21 protein-coding genes are annotated in these 18,534 nt (G+C 59.8%); 2 read left to right on the top strand and 19 right to left on the bottom strand.

The window, feature by feature from the left end; genetic code table 11:
• Positions 1-6: 6 nt before the first annotated feature.
• The 13 genes from OXR61_RS07670 to OXR61_RS07610 all read right to left on the bottom strand — a co-directional run bounded on the left by OXR61_RS07670 (position 7) and on the right by OXR61_RS07610 (position 11,163).
• Positions 7-807 carry a transglutaminase family protein gene (locus tag OXR61_RS07670; protein ID WP_021507671.1) on the bottom strand — a complete coding sequence of 267 codons (801 nt, stop codon included), beginning with the start codon at positions 805-807 and terminating at the stop codon, positions 7-9.
• A complete protein-coding gene (locus OXR61_RS07665; protein ID WP_021507672.1) occupies positions 804-1,733 on the bottom strand; it encodes an alpha-E domain-containing protein in 930 nt (309 codons plus the stop codon). Before OXR61_RS07665 ends, OXR61_RS07670 begins: the two co-directional genes overlap by 4 nt.
• Positions 1,727-3,166, bottom strand: a complete 1,440-nt coding sequence (locus tag OXR61_RS07660) for a circularly permuted type 2 ATP-grasp protein (RefSeq protein ID WP_021507673.1) — start codon at positions 3,164-3,166, stop codon at positions 1,727-1,729. The genes OXR61_RS07665 and OXR61_RS07660 overlap by 7 nt, the downstream gene beginning before the upstream one ends.
• A gap of 125 nt (positions 3,167-3,291) precedes the next feature.
• Positions 3,292-3,894: a hypothetical protein gene (locus tag OXR61_RS07655; RefSeq protein WP_021507674.1), complete on the bottom strand. Its 603-nt coding sequence runs from the start codon at positions 3,892-3,894 to the stop codon at positions 3,292-3,294.
• Between the two features lie 258 nt (positions 3,895-4,152).
• Positions 4,153-5,079: a putative lateral flagellar export/assembly protein LafU gene (gene lafU, locus OXR61_RS07650; RefSeq protein ID WP_267411652.1), complete on the bottom strand. Its 927-nt coding sequence runs from the start codon at positions 5,077-5,079 to the stop codon at positions 4,153-4,155.
• Entirely contained in the window at positions 5,079-5,942 is an 864-nt protein-coding gene (motA, locus tag OXR61_RS07645; protein ID WP_166711290.1) for a flagellar motor stator protein MotA, read from the bottom strand. Before motA ends, lafU begins: the two co-directional genes overlap by 1 nt.
• Positions 5,943-5,947: 5 nt before the next feature.
• Positions 5,948-6,640 (bottom strand): FliA/WhiG family RNA polymerase sigma factor, encoded by a 693-nt coding sequence (locus OXR61_RS07640; RefSeq protein ID WP_166711292.1) that lies wholly within the window; start codon positions 6,638-6,640, stop codon positions 5,948-5,950.
• Positions 6,641-6,649: 9 nt separating this feature from the next.
• Positions 6,650-7,111 (bottom strand): flagellar basal body-associated FliL family protein, encoded by a 462-nt coding sequence (locus tag OXR61_RS07635; protein WP_267411651.1) that lies wholly within the window; start codon positions 7,109-7,111, stop codon positions 6,650-6,652.
• Positions 7,112-7,115: 4 nt separating this feature from the next.
• On the bottom strand, positions 7,116-8,132 hold the full coding sequence (locus OXR61_RS07630) for a flagellar hook-length control protein FliK (protein ID WP_267411650.1): 1,017 nt from the start codon (positions 8,130-8,132) through the stop codon (positions 7,116-7,118).
• Positions 8,129-8,434: a hypothetical protein gene (locus OXR61_RS07625; protein ID WP_267411649.1), complete on the bottom strand. Its 306-nt coding sequence runs from the start codon at positions 8,432-8,434 to the stop codon at positions 8,129-8,131. Before OXR61_RS07625 ends, OXR61_RS07630 begins: the two co-directional genes overlap by 4 nt.
• Positions 8,431-8,814: a flagellar export chaperone FliS gene (gene fliS / locus OXR61_RS07620; protein ID WP_166711298.1), complete on the bottom strand. Its 384-nt coding sequence runs from the start codon at positions 8,812-8,814 to the stop codon at positions 8,431-8,433. The genes OXR61_RS07625 and fliS overlap by 4 nt, the downstream gene beginning before the upstream one ends.
• Positions 8,815-8,826: 12 nt before the next feature.
• On the bottom strand, positions 8,827-10,122 hold the full coding sequence (gene fliD / locus OXR61_RS07615) for a flagellar filament capping protein FliD (RefSeq protein ID WP_267411647.1): 1,296 nt from the start codon (positions 10,120-10,122) through the stop codon (positions 8,827-8,829).
• Positions 10,123-10,305: 183 nt separating this feature from the next.
• On the bottom strand, positions 10,306-11,163 hold the full coding sequence (locus OXR61_RS07610; RefSeq protein ID WP_168714911.1) for a flagellin: 858 nt from the start codon (positions 11,161-11,163) through the stop codon (positions 10,306-10,308).
• 477 nt (positions 11,164-11,640) lie between these two features.
• On the opposite strand from OXR61_RS07610, the gene OXR61_RS07605 reads away from it, so the two are divergent.
• Both OXR61_RS07605 and OXR61_RS07600 read left to right on the top strand, forming a co-directional pair.
• A complete protein-coding gene (locus OXR61_RS07605; RefSeq protein WP_267411644.1) occupies positions 11,641-12,579 on the top strand; it encodes a transcriptional regulator in 939 nt (312 codons plus the stop codon).
• Positions 12,554-13,015 (top strand): hypothetical protein, encoded by a 462-nt coding sequence (locus tag OXR61_RS07600; RefSeq protein WP_166711304.1) that lies wholly within the window; start codon positions 12,554-12,556, stop codon positions 13,013-13,015. Before OXR61_RS07605 ends, OXR61_RS07600 begins: the two co-directional genes overlap by 26 nt.
• 2 nt (positions 13,016-13,017) lie before the next feature.
• Here the strand turns inward: OXR61_RS07600 and OXR61_RS07595 are convergent, their stop codons facing one another.
• The 6 genes from OXR61_RS07595 to flgH all read right to left on the bottom strand — a co-directional run bounded on the left by OXR61_RS07595 (position 13,018) and on the right by flgH (position 18,510).
• Positions 13,018-14,049 carry a hypothetical protein gene (locus OXR61_RS07595; protein WP_267411643.1) on the bottom strand — a complete coding sequence of 344 codons (1,032 nt, stop codon included), beginning with the start codon at positions 14,047-14,049 and terminating at the stop codon, positions 13,018-13,020.
• A gap of 4 nt (positions 14,050-14,053) precedes the next feature.
• Positions 14,054-14,962 (bottom strand): flagellar hook-associated protein FlgL, encoded by a 909-nt coding sequence (flgL, locus tag OXR61_RS07590; protein WP_166711308.1) that lies wholly within the window; start codon positions 14,960-14,962, stop codon positions 14,054-14,056.
• Positions 14,963-14,972: 10 nt separating this feature from the next.
• Positions 14,973-16,343 carry a flagellar hook-associated protein FlgK gene (gene flgK / locus OXR61_RS07585; RefSeq protein WP_166711310.1) on the bottom strand — a complete coding sequence of 457 codons (1,371 nt, stop codon included), beginning with the start codon at positions 16,341-16,343 and terminating at the stop codon, positions 14,973-14,975.
• Positions 16,344-16,401: 58 nt separating this feature from the next.
• Positions 16,402-16,701, bottom strand: a complete 300-nt coding sequence (locus OXR61_RS07580; protein ID WP_166711312.1) for a rod-binding protein — start codon at positions 16,699-16,701, stop codon at positions 16,402-16,404.
• 2 nt (positions 16,702-16,703) lie between these two features.
• Positions 16,704-17,765, bottom strand: coding sequence for a flagellar basal body P-ring protein FlgI (locus tag OXR61_RS07575; RefSeq protein ID WP_267411771.1), 1,062 nt, complete (start codon positions 17,763-17,765; stop codon positions 16,704-16,706).
• A 64-nt stretch (positions 17,766-17,829) separates the two neighbouring features.
• Positions 17,830-18,510, bottom strand: coding sequence for a flagellar basal body L-ring protein FlgH (flgH, locus tag OXR61_RS07570; protein WP_267411638.1), 681 nt, complete (start codon positions 18,508-18,510; stop codon positions 17,830-17,832).
• Positions 18,511-18,534 lie beyond the last annotated feature (24 nt).

The raw sequence follows: 18,534 nt of genomic DNA, 5'->3' as shown, positions 1-18,534 counted from the left end.
TTCCGATTACTGCTGCCCGTGCACCTGTTGCACCGCAGCCACCGCCAGCATATCTTCACCGCCGCCGCCCAGACGAATGCCGCGCACCGGACAGGCATCGAGATAGTCGACGCCCACCGCCAGCCGCAAATGCTGCCGCGTACTGCGCGTGTTATTGGTGATATCAAAGCTGTGCCAACTGCCATCCAGCCAGGCTTCAACCCAGGCGTGGGTAGCAACGTGTTCAACGTTGTCAGTATACAGATAGCCACTGACGTAGCGCGCCGGGATCCCCAGGCTGCGACAGCAGGCGAGAAACACGTGGCTGTGATCCTGGCAAACGCCGCTGCCGGCAGCAAACACTTTCGCCGCGCTGTCGCTTACCTGCGTGCTGCCGGGCTGGTACGGCATTTTCAGCAGCAGCTCGTCCATAAGTTTTTCCAGGCTGGCGAGCGGTTTCTCCGCCTGCCAGTAACGCCGGGCGAAGTCGCGGATTGCCCCGTCCGGCTGGGTCAGCGGCGTGGCGCGCAGAAACACCAGCGGCGACAGCGTCGACTGCGGATCCGGCGCCAGCTCGCTGGCATCCAGAATCTCGACCACGCCGCGCGCGGCAAACTCCAGCCGCTGATGCGGCCTGTCCAGCGTCAGCACGTGCAGCACGTTGCCGTAAGCATCCAGCGTGCGCGTCGCCTCACACGGCAGATCGAGCTGCCACGACAGCACCTGCTGGTGCACCGAATTCTGCGGCGTCAGGCGCAGATACTGGGTGCTGAGTTTTACCTGCTGCTCATAGGCGTACCAGGTTTTATGCTCAATGTTCAGTCTCATTTCGCCTCCAGATAGGTGTGATTGATGCTCTCCGCCAGCGCGTTGATGCGGCTGAGAAAATGGTCCAGCCACGGCTGCAGGCCGTCGCGCGTCAGGCTTTCCCAGGTGCTGAAGCGCATCTCCGCCAGCAGGACCGTACTGAGATAGCGCGGACGATCCTCGCCGCTGCTGCCAATCTGCTCCAGCTGGCTGGCGATCTCTTCAATGCAGGAGTGCAGCGAGCGCGGACTTTCGCTGCGCAGGATCAGCATTTCGTTGACCAGCGGCGGCATCAGTTGCTGCTTAAAGATGGCGTTGTAGGCCTCGCGCGCCGACACCGCGCGCAGCAGGCTGTCGAGGCAGTAATATTCCCGCACCGTGTCGGGATGTTGCTCCAGCAGCTGCTGGTTAACGCTCAGCAGCCGCGCGGTGCCGTCGCTGCGCTCCATCAGCGTGCCAAGCCGGATAAAACGCAGCGCATCGCCGCGCAGCAGCGTGCCGGACATCGCGCCGCGAAACAGATGCGAACGCTCTTTCACCCAGTCGAAGAAGCTGTCGGCACCGGCCGGCGAGATGCCGCGGCGGCGCGTGTTGCGCATCTCAATCCACGTCGAGTTAATGCTCTCCCACACTTCGGATGACAGGCTGCCGCGCACCGCGTGCGCGTTGTTCCACGCCGCCTGCCAGCAGCTGAAAATACTGCTCGGGTTACGCTCATCCAGCGCGAAGAAGTTGAAAAGCTGCGGCATGGTGCAGCGCCCGTTGAGGGTTTCAAACAGCTGACGCGTGCCGGTCAGGTTGAGCGGCAACAGCAGTTCGTCGCCCTGACGATTGCGCACCGGCATCAGCGACAGGCGATGGGTCACATCCAGCACCCGGGCAAGTTGTTCTGCGCGCTCCAGATAGCGCGCCATCCAGTAAAGGCCACTGGCCGTCCGGCTTAGCATGATGTGTCATCCTCCAGCACCCAGGTGTCCTTGGTGCCGCCGCCCTGCGACGAGTTCACCACCAGCGAGCCTTCGGTCAGCGCCACGCGCGTCAGGCCGCCCGGCACCAGCCGGATATCCGCGCCGTACAGCGCAAAAGGCCGCAGATCGATATGGCGCGGCGCCAGACCGTTGTCGATAAAAGTCGGGCAGGTGGAGAGCGACAGCGTATCCTGCGCGATGTAATTATCCGGCCGCGCCAGCAGCCGATCGCGAAACTCGCTCAACTGCTGCTGGCTGGCGACCGGGCCAATCAACATGCCGTAACCGCCGGCACCGTGCACCTCTTTCACCACCATCTGCGCCAGATTGGCCAGCACGTAGCTCAGATCCTGCGGCTTGCGGCACTGCCAGGTAGGCACATTGTTGAGGATCGGATCTTCATCAAGGTAGTAGCGGATCATCTCCGGCACGTACGGATAGATCGACTTGTCATCGGCGACGCCGGTGCCGATCGCATTGGCCAGCACCACATTGCCGGATCGGTATACCGACAGTAATCCCGGCACGCCGAGCATCGAATCCGGCCGGAAGGCGAGCGGATCGAGAAACGCGTCGTCCACGCGGCGATAGATCACATCCACTTTGCACGGCCCGGCGGTGGTACGCATCAGCACCGCGCCGTCTTTGACGAACAGATCGGCGCTCTCCACTAGTTCCACGCCCATCTGCTGAGCGAGAAAGCTGTGTTCAAAGTAGGCGCTGTTGAAACGTCCCGGCGTCAGCACCACCACCACCGGATCGTTAACCGGCGAGCTTTCGCGCAGCGTCTGCAACAGGTGCGATGGATAGCGCTCCACCGGCGCGATATGCTGCGCGGCAAACAGCTCCGGATAGAGGCGCATCATCATTTTGCGGTTTTCCAGCATGTAGGAGACGCCGGACGGCGTGCGCAGATTATCCTCCAGCACGTAATAGTCACCGTCGCTGTTGCGTACCATATCGACACCGGTAATGTGCGCGTAGATCTGGCGATGCAGATCGACATCCTGCATACAGGGCTGATACTGATCGTTAACCAGCACCTGTTCGGCCGGCACGATGCCGGCTTTGAGAATATATTGCTGATGGTAGATATCGTGCAGGAAGGCGTTGAGCGCCTGAACGCGCTGGCGAATGCCGCGTTCCAGCATCGCCCACTCGCTGGCAGGAATGATGCGCGGCACGCTGTCGAACGGGATCAGCCGCTCGGCACCGCCATCGTCACCGTAGACGTTGAAGGTGATGCCAACGCGATGAAACAGCAGTTCTGCCTCTTCACGTTTACGCGCCACCGCCTCTTTGTCCGCCTGTTGTAACCATTCCCAGTAATGCTGATAGTGAGCGCGGTGCTGACCGTCGCTCTGCAACATCTCATCGTAGAAGGTTGATGCTATCTGGTCGCGTGCTTTCATGATTTACCCGGCGCTTGTCAGAGGACCTGACTTCTTTCCTGCACAAAGTGTGCCAGAGGCCCGCCGCCGCAACGGCACGCGCGCCCCAAAAGCGGAGCCGCGCCGGATAATCGTTGCCTTGCACCTTACTGGTGCATCAGCTGCTGCGCCACTGGCAGCCAGATTTCGGTCATTGCTCCTTCGCCGCCGGTAAACGGGTCGCGATCCGGCAGCGGCACGCGCTGGATCTGCTCTTTCGACGCGCGCAGCCGGGAGGGTTCGTCGCGCACGGTTTCCGGTGACATCCCTTCAGGATAGGCGCCAACGGTGAAAAAGTCGTCGGAGGCAAACACCTGTTTATGGCCCACGCCGGCCGGGATCAGCACCGCATCCCCTTCACGCAGCGTCACCATGCGGCCGCTGTCGCCGCCAAACAGCACTTCCGCCCAGCCCGCGCCGACGCCCAGTACCTCATGGGTGTTGGGATGATAGTGGGTGTAAGGAAAAATCGGCGCGCGCCACGCCGCAGGCCAGCCGCTGGCGCTAAAGGTTTTTTCAAACCAGGCCGCGCTGTCCTCCTCCTCTTCCGGCACCACGCACGGCCAGATGATCAGCGGCAGCGGATTATTGGGTACACCGCCGGACGGCAGCGATAACATTAAATGCTGCGGGTTACCTGACGATCCCGCGGAAAAGGTACCGGCGGCGAAAGACATCAGTAACAGCAGACTGGAAGATTGGGCAGACATACTCTTTCTCCGGATAGCCACGTTGCCTAATTGTGGCAAAGCCACCGGGCATTGCAATGTGCGCACACCGGCAAAATTCACATAAAAGAATGATTTAGCTTACTAAAGCCAAATTACTTATTAACATATTTAACATTTCGTGGCATGCCGTGGCGCGCCTCGTTTACCCGGCGTCTGCCGCAGCAAAAAACAGGCAAAAAAAAACCGGTGGATTTCGCCACCGGTAGAATCAACAGTTGATTCAAAGGCACTGACAGGTTATCGCAGGCGGTCAGCGATGGGTTTCACCACGTTCTCCCCTTCGCGACCATAAAACTGAAACAGCGTCTCGGCGGCCGCCTCGGTGAGCACCATGATTTCAATACGGCGGTTACGTGCGCTGAGCGGATCGGCTTTGTCCAGCGGCATACGGGATGACATGGCATTCACCTGCAGCACGCGCGTGCTTTCCAGCCCGCCGCGCTCCAGCGCGCGCCGCGCCGCCAGCGCACGGTCACCGGAGAGATTCCAGTTGTTGTACGCCGCGTTGCCGCTGTACTGCGCGGCGTCGGTGTGGCCGCTGATCATGATTTTGTTGTCGATACGGTTAAACACCGGACCAAGTTCGGTCAGCAGGCGCTGATAAAACGGTGTCAGCACCCCGCTGCCGCGCGGAAACATCATGCGATCCTGGTCATCCTGAATCAGGATACGCAGCCCCTGCGGCAGGGTTTCCAGCGTCAGCAGGTTCTGGGCGTGATAGCTGTTGATGATGCTCTGGATCTGCTGACGCAGATGCGCCAGCTCGGCGTCGGAGCGCGACAGCACGCTGTCCAGATCTTCCTGCGGCTGGCTGGCGTTACTGTTGTTGTCGCTGTTTTCCGCGCTGGTGTCACTGACGGTGGCGCCCTCGGTCGGCGGCGCAATCGCCAGCGTTTCACCAATGATGGCGGAGCCGCGTCCGGTTTCGACATCGAACGGATTAAAGCCGGAACCGTTAAACACCGAGGTGCCGTTAAGCTGCGCGACAATCTCCTTACGCTCGTCTTCGGTGACGGCGCCCATGATCCACAGCACCATAAACAGCGCCATCATCGCCAGCGTGAAGTCGGCAAAGGCCACCTTCCATGCGCCGCCGTGAGCCCCGTGATGCGCTTTTCTGCTGCCGCGTTTAATGATGGTGGTGTGATGCTGACCGGCTTTCATCAGGCACCTTCAGTCAGCTGATTCACCCAGCCGTCCAGCGTGGCGAAGGTCGGTTTGGTATCCAGCGGCAGCATTTTACGTCCGGCATCCACCGCCAGCAGCGTCGGCTTACCGGCCACCTGGTTCACCAGCACGGTACGGATACACTCCAGCACCGCCAGGCGTTTCTTCATGTTCTGTTCCATGGCGTTAGCCAGCGGATCGAGCAGGCAGTAGCAGAAGAACACGCCGAGGAAAGTCCCGACCAGCGCCGCCGCCACTTTCACGCCGATCATGGCGATCGAGCCATCAATCGACTGCATGGTGATGATGATGCCGAGCACCGCCGCACAGATGCCAAAGCCCGGCATCGCTTCGGCGGTGCGCTGCAGCGAGCGCGACGGCTTGAGCAGATCCTCTTCCACCGCCTGCAGCTCGGACTCAAGAATGCCTTCCAGCTCGTGTTCGTTGATCTTGCCCATCGCCATCAGGCGGAAGTTGTCGGAAATAAAGGCGACGAAGGTACGATCGGCAAGGATCAGCGGATATTTCTGGAACAGATCGCTGTTTTCCGGCACTTCAATGTGCGCGTCGAGCGCCTTCAGACCGCCGTCCTGCACCAGCTCCAGCAGTTCAAACAGCAGCATCAGCAGCTGCTGCTGAAACTCAGCGGTGTAGGTGTTTTTCTTCATCGCGCCGCGCACCTGCGCCCACATCTCTTTCAGCACGCTTTTCGAGTTACCAATCACCATGGCGCCAGCGCCGGCACCGAGAATGATCACCAGCTCGCCCGGCTGCCAGAAGGCGCTCAGCAGGCCACCGGAGGCGAGATAGCCGCCCACCACGCTGCCCAGCACCACTAAAATTCCTATCAGTTTCTGCATGATATTTATCCGAAGAATTGTTTAATTTTTTCCGCGATCTTTTTATTGATCTGGCAGACGCGCGCTTCGGTCAGCGCCAGCACCTGAGCGATCTCTTTCAGGCTCATTTCGTGCTGATAGTAGAGGCTGAGAATCAGCTGCTCGCGTTCGCTCAGCGACGCCAGCGCGCGCTTCAGCGTGCGCTGAATAGTCACTTCCTCTTCCAGCGCGCGGCCGCTCATGGCGCTGCCCAGACCGTCACCTGACAGCAGTTCATCAAAGCTCTCCATGGCGCTCGCCGACTCCAGCAGCAGATACTCCTGCACCTCTTCATGGCTGAGCTTCAGATGCTGACGAATCTCCTCTTCGCTCGGTTCGTGGCCGAGACGACGCGTCAGTTCGCGCACCGCATCGTTGATTTTGTGGGTTTTCTGCCGCAGACGACGCGGACGCCAGTCGTGCAGACGCAGCTGGTCCAGCACCGCGCCGCGCACGCGCTGCAGTGCGTAACCGGCAAAGTTTTCATCCGGATGGCCGTAGCGACGCAGCGACTCCAGCAGCCCCATCAGCGCAATCTGTTCCAGATCTTCGCGATCCATCACCGCATCCGCCTGGGTCGCCAGCTGGCGCACCACGCGTTTCACCAGCGGCAGCCACTGCTGCAGATAGCGGCTCTCTTCCTGCGGCGTCAGTTCGGTCACTTCGTTGAATACGCTCATGACATCCCCTTACTGGAAGACCATTTTCGAGATCATCACGTCGGAAAACGGCTGGTTTTTACCAAAGGCCCCTTCGTAGCGCGTCATCATCTGCATATGAATGTCGTCGACCGACATGGTGCGCACCGTGTCGTACTCCATGCCGGAGAACATCGACACCAGCACGCTTTTCAGCTTCGGCAGGTTTTCTTCGGTGGCTTTCAGCTCCGCAGCGCTGTTGGCGACATACGCGAGATCCAGCAGCAGATAGCGCTCTTTCGCGGTGTTGCCCTTCAGCGTGATGACCTGATTTTTCACTTCCAGATAGTGCACCTCCGGCGCTTTCTCCTTTCTGGCGAACAGGGAAAGCGGCGCGCTGGCATCCTCGCTGGCGGGTTTGATTAACTGAGTGCCGACTACCACCAGCGCAGCGGTCAGCACGGAGCCGAATACCACCATCACCAGGCCGATAGCCATATTTTTAGTTTTCATAAAGTTATACCGTTGTCAGTATGGAAAGGTCGTGGTGACGTTGTTCTCCCGTCACTTCTTCAAAACTGTTATTGGCCAGCACCGTCTCCTGCGACGGCGACTGACGCGGCGCATGGCGCTGTTCGCCCTGCTGCTGCTGCGAAATCTGTACGTTAACCGCCACCTGGTTGTGCTCGCTCAGCGCGCCGCGCAACTCCTGGCTCACCTGCTGTAGCGCGCGATACACATCCGGCTGCGCCGCCTGGATCTGCACCTGCAGCTTGCCGCCCTCGTAGTGCAGCGAGATATCCAGCTTGCCGAGGTTGGGCGGATCGAGACGGATGGTGGCTTTCTGGCTGCGCTGCTCAACCTGCAGCTGTAAACGCTCGCCGAGCGCGTCACGCAGCGTCGCGGCACGCGCTTCCGGCTGCTCCGGCAACACCAACGGTGGCTGTTTGATGCCGCCCGGCGTGGCCGGCTGCTGGCCCTGTAACAGCGACAGCGCCTGCATCGGATGCTGCTGCGGCAGCGCCTTCGCCAGCGTCTCCTCCGGATGCGCCTGCATCAGCGCCACAATCTGCTGGCTGGCGGCGCGCGCATCCTGCGGCGTACGCAGTTTGAACGGCTGCGCCGGCGTGACGGGGCTGGCGCTATTGCGCATCAGCTGCGGATTGGTCAGCGGCTGTGGCGCAGGCGGCACACTCTGCGCGGCGGGCGCTAACGCGGCAGTGGCGGCGAGGCCGGGCTGGAAAGCAGGTGCTGCCGATGGCGCGGTGCCTGGCAGCGGCTGCACCGGGGGTGTGGCGATCGGTGCCGCAAGTGCCGGATCGAGCAGCAGCTGCAGCAGCTGTTGCGGATCGGCCATCTCTTCCACGGCAGGCGCTTCGCTGGCAGGCGTCGCGCTCGCAGGCGGCGTCACGCTGCCGCCCAGCATGAATGCCGGCAGCAGCGGCGCGCTTCCCGGCAGTGGCAGCGCGGCGGCGGGCGGCGTTAGCGTCTCCGCCGTCTGCGGCAGGGTGGAAACCGGTAGTGCAGGAATCATTCCGCACCTCCTGTCTCATCGCTGAACAGTTCGTAGGCCTGTAAACCTTCGCGCTGGGATTGGTGTTGCTGCAGTTTGTGGCGCAGCTGATCGAGGCGCGTGCGGCACTGATCGGCCACGCGCAGATGGCGCTGCTGCAGCTGTTTCAGCTGGGCCAGCGTCGCCGCGTTCAGGCTGCGATCGCGCAGATCCTGCAACAGCGCATTAATCTGTTTGTCGATGTGCGTGACCTGCGGCCAGTTATCGTCCTGTGCCGCCTGTTCCAGCGCATCGCCGAGCGCCACAATCTGCTGCTGGGTCATGGCTGCATGCCCTCCCAGCCTTCACGCAGCGTGGCCAGCACGCTCTCGACCTCTTCAATCTGCGCCACGGACAAGTTGTGGCTGGCGTCATACAGGCGATAAACGCAGTAGTCGTAAAGGGCCGCGAGGCGCAGCGCCAGTTCACCGCCGCGCTCATAGTCAAGCGCGCTGGTCAGCGCATTGAGGATATCGATGCTTTTAGAAATGCTGCTGGCTTTGCGTTCAAAGCGGCGCGCTTCGATGTGGCCTTTGGCCCGTACCAGCTCATCCTGCAAGCCGGTAAACAGCATCAGCACCAGCTGATGCGGCGAGGCGGCAGCGGTGCGGATCGCCAGATCCGCATCGTTGTAGCCGTGAATGTCTGAAGAATTACCGTACATGTTTTAACCTTATTAACCGAAGAAACTCGACATGGTGTCCTGCATTTGCGACATGGCGGTCTGCGCACGCGTGAACTCTTTCAGGTAACGCGCGTAGTTGGTGTCGTAGCGACGCTGCATCTGGTCGGTTTTGGCGGTGAGCTGTGAGCTGCGGCGATCGAGGGAATCCTGACGGGCTTTAATCGAACCGCTGCTGGTGCTGAGGAAGCTGTCGAGGCCTTTATCCATCTGCTTCACCATGCCGTCGCTGCCGCCAAACAGGGCATCCAGCGCTGACGGGTTATCGCGCACCGCTTCCTCAAATTTCTCGCTGTCGAGCTGCAGCTTGCCTTCTTTGTCGGTGGTGATGCCGAAGTCGAGCAGCTTTTTGCCACCCACGCTTTTACGCAGCAGCGAGGTCATCTGCTGTTCCAGCACGCGCAGGCCGGAGTCGCCCGCCAGCGCACCACGCTTATCTTTCTCGCCGCCGCTTTTGGTCAGTTCGTCGAGTTTGCTTTGCAGCGCGTTATAGGCATCGACAAACTTCTGCGCCTGCTCTTTGGTGCCGGCCTCATCGTTCTCAACGCTGATGATCAGCGGACGCGTCGGATCGGTTTTCTGCACCACGTTGATCTCCACGCCGGGGATCACATCTTTAAAGGTGTTGGTGGCGCTGCTGACTTCCATACCGCCGAGCCTGATCTTTGCATCGCGCGCTTCGGAGATCTTGCTGGGCGTGTCAATGGCATCCTTAAAGGCATCGCCGGTGAGAGCACCGGTTTCGATTTTAAAGGCGTTCTTCACGCCGGTTTTTTCACTGCCCATCAGCAGGCGGGTCTCACCGTTGACCTTCATCAGCGAGGCGGTGACGCCAGAATTATCCGGGTGTTTGTTGATGGCATCGCGCAGCTCCGCCATGCTGCTCACCTTGTCCATGTCGACGATAATGTCTTTGCCGCCGACGCTGATGGTCAGGGGGCCGCTGGCCTCTTTCACCATCTCGTCGGTCAACTTGTCGAATGACTGCTGTTGCGCGCCGGCAGTTTCCAGTACCTGCACTTCATACAGGCCCTTGCTGGCGCTGGCGCTGGCTTTCAGGTTGACGTATCCCTCAACGTTGGCCTTCGCGCTGTTTTTCACCACATTGCCGTTAGTGCCAAACCCTTTCAGCGCAGTACGAAATTCGGTCAGCGCGGTCTTCAGCGCCGTCAGCGCCGTCTGCTCAGCGTCAACTTTCTTCTGCTGGGATTGCAGGCGCGACTGCAGCGCGGCAATGCTGTCGGTGGCTAAAATTTCCGCCCATTGAGACGGTTCCATACCTATATTCATACTTTTCCTCCTGGGAATGACTCATCTAATAGCAATTGGCGTGCCAGTTTTTAATTTTCATTAAAATCAATAAGATGAACTAAAAAAGTGGGAAATTTTCTTTCCGCTGCGGCGGAAACCGGTGTGGCGCAGGCGGAAACAAAAACACCGCTACGCGAGCGGTGTTTTATCAATGGCAGAGACTTAGCCCAGCATGCCCAGAACCATCTGACCCATGCCGTTTGCCTGCTTCAGCATCGCCTGACTGCTCTGCATCAGCATGTTCTGACGGCTCATTTTTGAGCTTTCCGCCGCAAAGTCCGCATCACGGATGGTGCCGAGGTTGAGGTCGGTGTTGTCTTTCATGTTGGCGAGGTTCGCCGCGGTGTGGCCCAGACGGTTGATGTTGGCACCCAGATCGGAACGAATGCTGCCGACAGCGTTCAGGGCGGTGGTCACTTTATCCAGCATGGCGTTCGCGCCAGATGCGCTGGCAGCGATGCCGCTTGCGCCAGTCAGCGCAGTCAGTGCACCCGTCACGCCGCTCAGGCCCGCGCTCAGGTCAACTTTCAGGGTTTCGTCTTTAGACGCACCGATCTGGAACTGCAGCTGTTTGGTCAGCTTACCTGCTGCTGCGCCAGAACCACCGGTCAGCAGTTTTTCTGTACCGTAAGAGGTGTTTGCCATGATGTTGTCCAGTTCAGAGTTCAGTGCATCGAACTCTGACTGCAGCGCAGTACGGTCATCGGCGTTGTTGGTGTCATCCGCCGCCTGAGTGGCCAGATCTTTCATACGGAACAGGATGTTGTTCACTTCGTCGAAAGCACCTTCAGCGGTCTGCATCATCGCGGTGGCTTTTGCGATGTTGTCTTTTGCTACGCTCATACCGCGTGACTGACCGTCGAGGCGGGTAGCGATCTGCAGGCCAGCTGCGTCGTCTGCAGCGGAGTTGATGCGTTTGCCGGTACCCAGACGCTGCATTGCCGTGGACAGTGCAGAGTTTGCACGGTTCATGGAGTTGGTAGAGGACATGGCTGCTGAGTTGGTAAACATAGTTAACATGAGTTTTATCTCCAAAAAGGAATCAGGGGGATTCCGTTACAAGTATCAGGAGAAAACGGCACGTTATTCGGGGCTCTTAAACGGCTTTTTTAAATTTTAACGCAACAAAGGTTTATTTATGGCGTCATCAGAAAATGAAGAGAAAATAACAGCGGCCGTCAATAGATCGAAATTAAACGTTTAACCCATTCAGGTTAAAATCATCAAGGCATTGATTTAATTGGAAATAGATAAAAACAGGTTAAATAAACACTTAATAAGCGCCTGCTTTTCGGATTCCAGCCCATTATTCAGAACGCCAGCCTGATATTTTTTAAACAATTAATGACGCTTTTTGCCATTCACAGCCGTATTGAAATCAAAGTTTTTTGAGACTAGTCTTGCTTCAGAATAAATTATTCGTCTAACTATGCGTTTGCAACGCTGAGGGTGAGGCGATAACAGGCTAACAGCCGCTGGACGGGATAACCGCTTACGATGACGTCGAACTGTATTATCAACCACTGGCTGCTCGATATTTCCAGTGCCTCTTTAATACACCAGGAGAGCGGCGAACAGCGCCGGTTGGGCGAGTATCAGCTGAAATTGCTGGTGGTGCTGATTCAGCATGCCGGACAGATTTTATCGCGCGAAGAGCTGAACCAGCTGGTGTGGGAGCGGCGGGTGATTGGCAACAACAGCCTGCCGAATGCGATTCACGCGCTGCGCGTGGCGCTGGAAGATGATGGTAAGCAACAGCGCATCATCAAAACCGTGCCGAAAAAAGGTTACATCCTCGAAGCCGAATATTGTCAGTTTCAGCGCCGCGTGACGGATGAAGAGGATGAAACATGGCTGGAAAGCGGCGACGCCGCGCTAAGTTTTAATCCGCCTCCGCTGCCGGTGCCCACCATGACCGACAGCGCCCCCGCGGAGGCGCCGCTGCCACAGGCAGCACTACCAGCGGACACCGGCTATCTGCCGGCCAGCAATAAAAAGCGCGAGCGCGGCATGCTGGCGTTTTGTCTGATGCTGGTGGTGTTGCTCGCCGTGGCGGCGATGGTGTGGCGCAGTGCCGGGCAGCAGCCGGCGCGTTTCGACACCGTGCCGCTGGAGAATGTCAGCCAGGTGCGACTGCTCAGGCTGTCCAATACGCCGCGCGACGCGTCGACCAACCAGCTGAATATGGTCCAGTTGATCGGCCCTGCGCTGCGCGCCCTTAACGCGCCGCTGCAGCAGCATCAGGTGACGATGGATGTTTATTACTCTGCGTCTGGCACCAACATCAACCTGACGCTGTATCTGAAAAGCGCCTGCGCGCGTCACCAGCTGGCGATGAACATTTTTAACGGCCGGGAAAAACCGGACGCGCTGCGTGAGCTGGTGCGGGTGGAAACGGAGAGAAAGCTGCATGAAATGGCGACTTGCAACCCTTAGTCTGCTGGTGCTGACGCTGCTATTGCTGGGCGTTGCCGCGCTGCGCGGCTGGCTGCCAACGTTCAGCCATCAGGTGTTTGACGATAGCTTTAACGGCAACGGCGTGGAGCTGGGCTATTACGATCTGGAAAACGGTCATCAGGAGCTTTACTACCCGTTTTTCGCCGTGCAGCCGGATAGCGTGCTGATGACGCTCACCAGCGAAAATGACAGCCAGTTTATGGCTAAAGTACGGCTGACGCATCAGGCGGATACCCGCGCCGGCCAGCTCTACAGCTATCAGCCGATGATGTTCCACGTCAGTAAAGGGCATCCGCTGGTACAGAGCGTGTTTAACTTTATGGCCCACAACGGCGTAACCTTTAACAGCGTGACCTTTGAAGGCAATCACATGCTGGTTACGCCGTCCGGGTTAATCATTAATCAGGAAAACTAACCTCAGCCGCGCAGCAGCGCCTGCGCGCCCAGCACGTTCTTCACCGTGGCGCGCGGCACATTAGCCTGCGCGCCCAGCGCGTCCGCCAGCCCGCGATAATCCCCGCTCCCCATCTGCTGCGCCACATCCTGCGCACTCAGATGCGCCTGCGCAGAACTCAGGTTCGCCATGCTGTCTACCCGCTGTTGCACCAGCGCTTTGGTGCGCACCAGCTGTTTGCGCTGACGCGTCAGCTGCTCCAGCGTGCTGTCCAGCACCGGCTGCAGCGAGTCGAGCTGGCCCGGATTGGCCAGTACGCGCGCCACTTCATCCTCCAGCGCGTTTTCCGCCTGCGGTTTTACCGGGAAAAACTGGCTGTGCGGATAGCGTTCGCCGCCGCCCTGTACGCTGAGATGCTGATTGACGCGCGACCACTGCTGCTCATCCACCTGAAACTGCACGTCGCGCTGTGCATCCAGCCGGCCGTGAATGCCCCACTTGCCCAGCGCCTGATTCAGGCTGATCAGCGTCTGCTGCGGCGTGCTGTCGGCAGCAATCGCCGCCGCGCTGATTTCCCGCTGCGATCCGGCCAGCGAAAAAGTCAGCACTTCCGGCTGCGGATTGCTGAGCAGCGCCTGCCCGTCGCGCAGCTGAAAATTCACCTGCGATTTGCCTTCCAGCGTCACCTGCAGCTGGCGATTGACGCTACCGCCGGATAACGTCTGGCGCTGCGCCAGCAACGACTGCAGCGCACTGGTCTGCGCCAGCGCCTGCTGCCGATCGCCGCGCCGGCTCAGCGCGTGGCTCACCTTCAGCAGCTGGCTTTCGGTAGCCTGCAGGAAGTGATCCGCCTGCTGCACGCGCGTCAGCTGCTGATTAAGCTGCACGTTGTAGCGCAGCGGCTGGGCGGAAATCAGCGGGGCGTCAGGAAAGCTGGCATTGTGGCGTGTGTTGCTGTTCGCCACGCTGCTGACCGGCGTCTGCGCTTTCAGCGGGGTGCTGCTGAGCGCGCCAGGCTGTAACCCGGCCGACAGACGATTCTCCACCTGCATCATGGCATTACCTCAGGTTGAACAGCGACAGCGTGGCGATCTGGTTATACGTCTTGTAAGACGACTGCGAAGCCGTGGTGTAGCGATTAAGCTCCAGCAGCGCGCTGGCCATATCCAGTCCCTGCAGCTGGCCGGCGACTTCATCATGAATGGTTTTGTTATCCAGGTGTGCTTCATCCATCAGCGTCAGGTTGTTCTGACGGCCGCCGAGATCGGTAAAGAGGCTGGCAACGCGGTCGGACGTGCCCTGCAGCGTGTCGATCATCGCGGACATCTCGTCGGCGTAGCTTTCCGGCGACTGCGTTGCATCGCTCATTTTGCTCAGCAGCGCTTCCAGCTGATTCACCATCTGCATATCGTTGCCAAACGCTGCGGCCAGATCGGTGTTGGATTTCATCAGTACGCCATGACCAATCGGTGTGCTGTTGCTCTCGTGGTTACCGGCAAAGGTCCACTCGCCGCTGGTGGCGTCGCGCACCATCGGCTGCTGATTGGTTTTGGTGCCGGCAAACAGAAAGCGTCCGCTCTCGTCGCGGCTGTTCATCAGTTCAACCAGCATATCTTTCATGGCGCCCAGCTCGCTGGCAAACCCGCCCATATCCACAGCGCTGTGGCTGCTGTTGTTGGCTTCGCGCACTTTATCCAGCATGTTGAGCAGCTGCTGACTGGCGGAATCCACCAGCGTTTCCTGCTGCGACAGGCTGTGGCCTAAACGTTCGATATTGCGCTGATACTGACCGATCGCTGCCTGTTCGCGGCGAATCTGCGCGATCTGGGTACTGGCGATCGGATCGTCAGACGGATTGATCACCCGCTTCTGCTCGTTGATCTGCGTCATCAGCTTATTAAGCTTGCTGCTGTTGCGTCCCAGATTGTGCAGCATGGTGCTGGAGAAACTTAAACTATTCACTCGCATGGTGTTTTCCTCAGAACAGCGCCAGCAGATCGCTAAAGATCTGGTCGCCGGTGGCGATCACCTTCATGTTGGCCTGATACGCCTGGGTGTAGTTGGTCAGGCTGACGTACTCTTCGTCGTAATCCACCGCGCTGTAGTTATCGCGCTGGGTCACGGCGTCTTCCAGCAGCGCGGCGGCGGCGGTCAGCTCGGTCTGATTCTGGCGGCTCTTAATGCCGACGGTGCTGATCAGCGAGGCGCTGGCGCTGTCCAGCGTGGCATCGCCGATGCCGGGAATGTTGAAGGTCTGATTTTTGATGCCAATCAGCGCCAGCAGGTTTTTATTGTCGCCGGTGGCGCTGGCGTCGCCGGAGAACGCCAGTTCATCCCACGCCAGATCGTTAACCTGCAGCATGCCGTTCGGGTTAGCCGGATCGAAATCAAACAGCGCTTTACCGGGATTGCCTTTGAGATCAAAACCTTTGCCCAGCTGATCGTTAAACGCGTTAGCCAGCGACTCCGCCATGCCGAGCACGCTCTGCTCGATGCCGTTCAGGGTGTTGACCTGATAATCATGCAGCGCGCCAAACTGGCCGCCGGTCGCCATGTCCACCTGATAACGGCTGCCGGCAAAGCTCAGCTGCAGGAACGGCTGACCGTTCGCGTCCATCTCCATCGACAGCTGCCCGACGTCGCTGCCGCTCACCAGCGGCTGACCGGAAGGCAGCATCAGGCTGTACTCGCCCTTATCATTTTCCTGCACGCGCACATCGACGTAGCCGCTCAGCTCGCGCACCAGCTCGTCACGCTGATCGCGCAGCACGCTGGTATCTCCGCCGATGGCTTCGGTTTCACGGATCTTTTTGTTGTATTCGGCGATGTTGCCGCTGACGCTGTTAATCGATGCCGTGAGGTTGCGCTGCTGCAGTTGGCTGTCGCTGCGCTGCTTCTGCAGGAACGACTGAATATTGTTGAAACGGGTAGCCAGCGCGCGCGCTTCGGTCAGCACGTCCTGGCGCATCGCCTGGTTGTCCGGCTTCTCGCTGGCGCCGCTCAGCGATTTGAAGAAGTTATCCAGGCCGTCGCCGATGCCGCTGGTTTCGGTGCCCAGCAGGCTCTCCAGCGCGCCCAGATACACCTGTCCCTGATCGAAATAGCTGGTCTGGGTGTTGGCGCGCCACACCTGGCCGATGCGGAACTGATCGGCCATCCGGCGAATGTTAGTGACTTCGACGCCGTTGCCGCTAAACAGGCGCTGGTTGCCCATCGGGCCAATCGCCTGCTGCTCAATGCGCTGGCGGCTGTACCCGGCGGTGGCGGCGTTGGCAATGTTCAGCGCGGTGACGTTCATGCCGATACGTGCCGCGTTGGCGCCGCTGTAGCCGATATTAATAATGCTCATGGTTTCCTCATGCTCTCCACGGTTCTGCTCAGGCAGAGCGACAAATGCGCCGCGTTTATTAAGCGCCTTTCGGTGACAGCTGCTTAATCAGGATGTTGGCGATGCCGGTGCTGCGCTGGCTGGCCAGCTCCTGCGCCAGCGCATCGTCGTAAAAATCGCGCATGTGCCGCGCTTCCCGGCTGCTGAACATGCCGTCCTCGCCGGCAAACGCATCGGTGCCTTTGCGCATCTCGCTCAGCAGTGTGCGCAGGAACATCGCCTCAAACTGCTCGGCGGCCTGCTCCAGGTTGTTAGGTTTGACGCTGCCGGTGATGTCCGCGGCTATTGGCGTGAACGGCGTTGCGATACGGTCAATCATGATCAGATCACCACCAGTTCGGCATCCAGCGCGCCCGCTTCGTGCAGCGCCTGCAAAATCGCCATGGTGTCATCCGGTGCGGCACCGAGGCTGTTGATGGTATTGACGATGCTGCGCAGGCTGGTGCCGGTCGGAATGGTCACCATCTGACCGCGACCGCGATCGACATTGATGTCGCTGTCCGGCGTCACCGCCGTCTGGCCGTTGCTGAACGGGCCGGGCTGGCTGACCTGCGGACGCTCGGTGATGGTCACCGTCAGGTTGCCGTGCGCCACTGCGGCGGCACGCACCACGATGCCCTCGCCCAGCACGATGGTGCCGGTGCGGGCGTTAAATACCACGCGCGGCGGCTGTTTGCCGGCATCGATCTGCACCTCTTCAAGCATCGACATGAATGCCACGCGGGCCGCGGCGTCGCGCGGTGCGTTCACCGATACGTTGGTGGCGCTTTTCGCCACGGCGGTGCCGGCGCCGAACGCCTGATTGAGCGCGACCGCGATGTTGTTGGCGGTTTTAAAGCTCGGGCGCTTCAGGTTAAGCATCACATCGCTGTTGTCCTGAAAATCGCTCGGGACTTCACGCTCGACGGAAGCCCCGCCGGGAATGCGGCCCACGGTGGGCGTGTTAACGGTGATGCTCGAACCGCTGTCGCCTTCGGCTTTGACGCCGCCAACCACCACGTTGCCCTGCGCCAGCGCGTACACTTCGCCGTCGGCACCGCGCAGCTGGGTCAGCAGCAGCGTGCCGCCGCGCAGGCTTTTGGCATCACCAATCGACGACACGGTGACGTCGATAGTCTGACCGCGCGCGTACATCGGCGGCAGCGTAGCACTCAGCGCCACGGCGGCCACGTTTTTCACTTTCGGGTCCATTTTGCCCGGCATCTGCACGCCGAACTGGCGCAGCATGTTGCCCAGCGACTGGCCGGTAAACTTCACCTGGCTGCGATCGCCGGTGCCATCCAGCCCGACCACCAGGCTGTAACCCACCAGCTGGTTGCCGCGCACGCCCTGTACATCGACCAGCGCGCCGAGCGACTGCGCTTTGGCGTGGTTAGCGGCCATCAGACCGGCGGCCACACACAGCGGCAGCAAATAACGGAGTGTCATTCTGATCATCATCTTCACCTTAAATCGGGAACAGCGGATGGTTGAAGAAACGCGTGAGCCAGCCCGCTGCATTGGCATCACTGAGCGCGCCGCGCCCGGCGTAAGAGATGCGCGCATTGGCGATGCGCTGCGAGGAGATGCTGTTATCGCGTTCGATATCGTCGGCGCGCACCAGCCCGGTGACGCGCATGTACTCATCGCCCTGGTTGAGCGTCAGCCACTTCTCGCCACGGATCACCAGCACGCCGTTTGGCAGCACCTTGTGCACCGCCACCGAGATCGAACCACGCAGCATGTTCTGCTGCGCTGAAGAGGCGTTGCCATTAAAGTTGCGTTTGCCCTCCAGCGAACCGCTCAGCTGGTCATAGGTTTTGCCCATGGCCGACGGGATGCCGAGCTCAACATCGTTTTTCTTACCGAAGTTGGTGCGCGCCTGCTTGCTGGACTGGGTCGATTCGTCGAGCCGCACGGTGAGGATGTCACCGACGCGATAGGCGCGGCGATCCTGCATCAGCGACCACTGATACTGGCTGTTGTACAGCCCGCCGCCGCTGACGCGCGTATCCGGCTGCATCAGCTCCTCCGGCGGCGCAAAGGCGGCATCATCTTTTTGCACCAGCAGCGCCGGGCTTTCACAGCCGGTCAGCAGCAGTGCGGCGGCCAGCAGCAGGCCGCGGGTGAGTTTTTCTGTCAGTTTCATTGTTGTTATGGCCTTGCTCAGCGG

Source organism: Pantoea sp. GM_Pan_4, assembly GCF_026541005.1.
In the GTDB taxonomy this organism is placed as follows: domain Bacteria; phylum Pseudomonadota; class Gammaproteobacteria; order Enterobacterales; family Enterobacteriaceae; genus Pantoea; species Pantoea dispersa.
This window is presented reverse-complemented; position numbering and strand designations above follow the sequence as displayed.

Excerpts from the sequence above, each read along its gene's own strand:
- OXR61_RS07605 (WP_267411644.1), top strand. The coding sequence starts at position 11,641 with ATGACGTCGAACTGTATTATCAACCACTGGCTGCTCGATATTTCCAGT.
- OXR61_RS07655 (WP_021507674.1), bottom strand. The coding sequence starts at position 3,894 with ATGTCTGCCCAATCTTCCAGTCTGCTGTTACTGATGTCTTTCGCCGCC.
- flgK (WP_166711310.1), bottom strand. The coding sequence starts at position 16,343 with ATGAGCATTATTAATATCGGCTACAGCGGCGCCAACGCGGCACGTATC.
- OXR61_RS07580 (WP_166711312.1), bottom strand. The coding sequence starts at position 16,701 with ATGATTGACCGTATCGCAACGCCGTTCACGCCAATAGCCGCGGACATC.
- OXR61_RS07575 (WP_267411771.1), bottom strand. The coding sequence starts at position 17,765 with ATGGCCGCTAACCACGCCAAAGCGCAGTCGCTCGGCGCGCTGGTCGAT.
- OXR61_RS07640 (WP_166711292.1), bottom strand. The coding sequence starts at position 6,640 with ATGAGCGTATTCAACGAAGTGACCGAACTGACGCCGCAGGAAGAGAGC.
- OXR61_RS07635 (WP_267411651.1), bottom strand. The coding sequence starts at position 7,111 with ATGAAAACTAAAAATATGGCTATCGGCCTGGTGATGGTGGTATTCGGC.
- OXR61_RS07660 (WP_021507673.1), bottom strand. The coding sequence starts at position 3,166 with ATGAAAGCACGCGACCAGATAGCATCAACCTTCTACGATGAGATGTTG.
- OXR61_RS07670 (WP_021507671.1), bottom strand. The coding sequence starts at position 807 with ATGAGACTGAACATTGAGCATAAAACCTGGTACGCCTATGAGCAGCAG.
- lafU (WP_267411652.1), bottom strand. The coding sequence starts at position 5,079 with ATGAAAGCCGGTCAGCATCACACCACCATCATTAAACGCGGCAGCAGA.
- flgL (WP_166711308.1), bottom strand. The coding sequence starts at position 14,962 with ATGCGAGTGAATAGTTTAAGTTTCTCCAGCACCATGCTGCACAATCTG.
- OXR61_RS07600 (WP_166711304.1), top strand. The coding sequence starts at position 12,554 with ATGAAATGGCGACTTGCAACCCTTAGTCTGCTGGTGCTGACGCTGCTA.
- OXR61_RS07630 (WP_267411650.1), bottom strand. The coding sequence starts at position 8,132 with ATGATTCCTGCACTACCGGTTTCCACCCTGCCGCAGACGGCGGAGACG.
- OXR61_RS07625 (WP_267411649.1), bottom strand. The coding sequence starts at position 8,434 with ATGACCCAGCAGCAGATTGTGGCGCTCGGCGATGCGCTGGAACAGGCG.
- OXR61_RS07665 (WP_021507672.1), bottom strand. The coding sequence starts at position 1,733 with ATGCTAAGCCGGACGGCCAGTGGCCTTTACTGGATGGCGCGCTATCTG.
- fliS (WP_166711298.1), bottom strand. The coding sequence starts at position 8,814 with ATGTACGGTAATTCTTCAGACATTCACGGCTACAACGATGCGGATCTG.
- motA (WP_166711290.1), bottom strand. The coding sequence starts at position 5,942 with ATGCAGAAACTGATAGGAATTTTAGTGGTGCTGGGCAGCGTGGTGGGC.
- OXR61_RS07610 (WP_168714911.1), bottom strand. The coding sequence starts at position 11,163 with ATGTTAACTATGTTTACCAACTCAGCAGCCATGTCCTCTACCAACTCC.
- fliD (WP_267411647.1), bottom strand. The coding sequence starts at position 10,122 with ATGAATATAGGTATGGAACCGTCTCAATGGGCGGAAATTTTAGCCACC.
- flgH (WP_267411638.1), bottom strand. The coding sequence starts at position 18,510 with ATGAAACTGACAGAAAAACTCACCCGCGGCCTGCTGCTGGCCGCCGCA.
- OXR61_RS07595 (WP_267411643.1), bottom strand. The coding sequence starts at position 14,049 with ATGATGCAGGTGGAGAATCGTCTGTCGGCCGGGTTACAGCCTGGCGCG.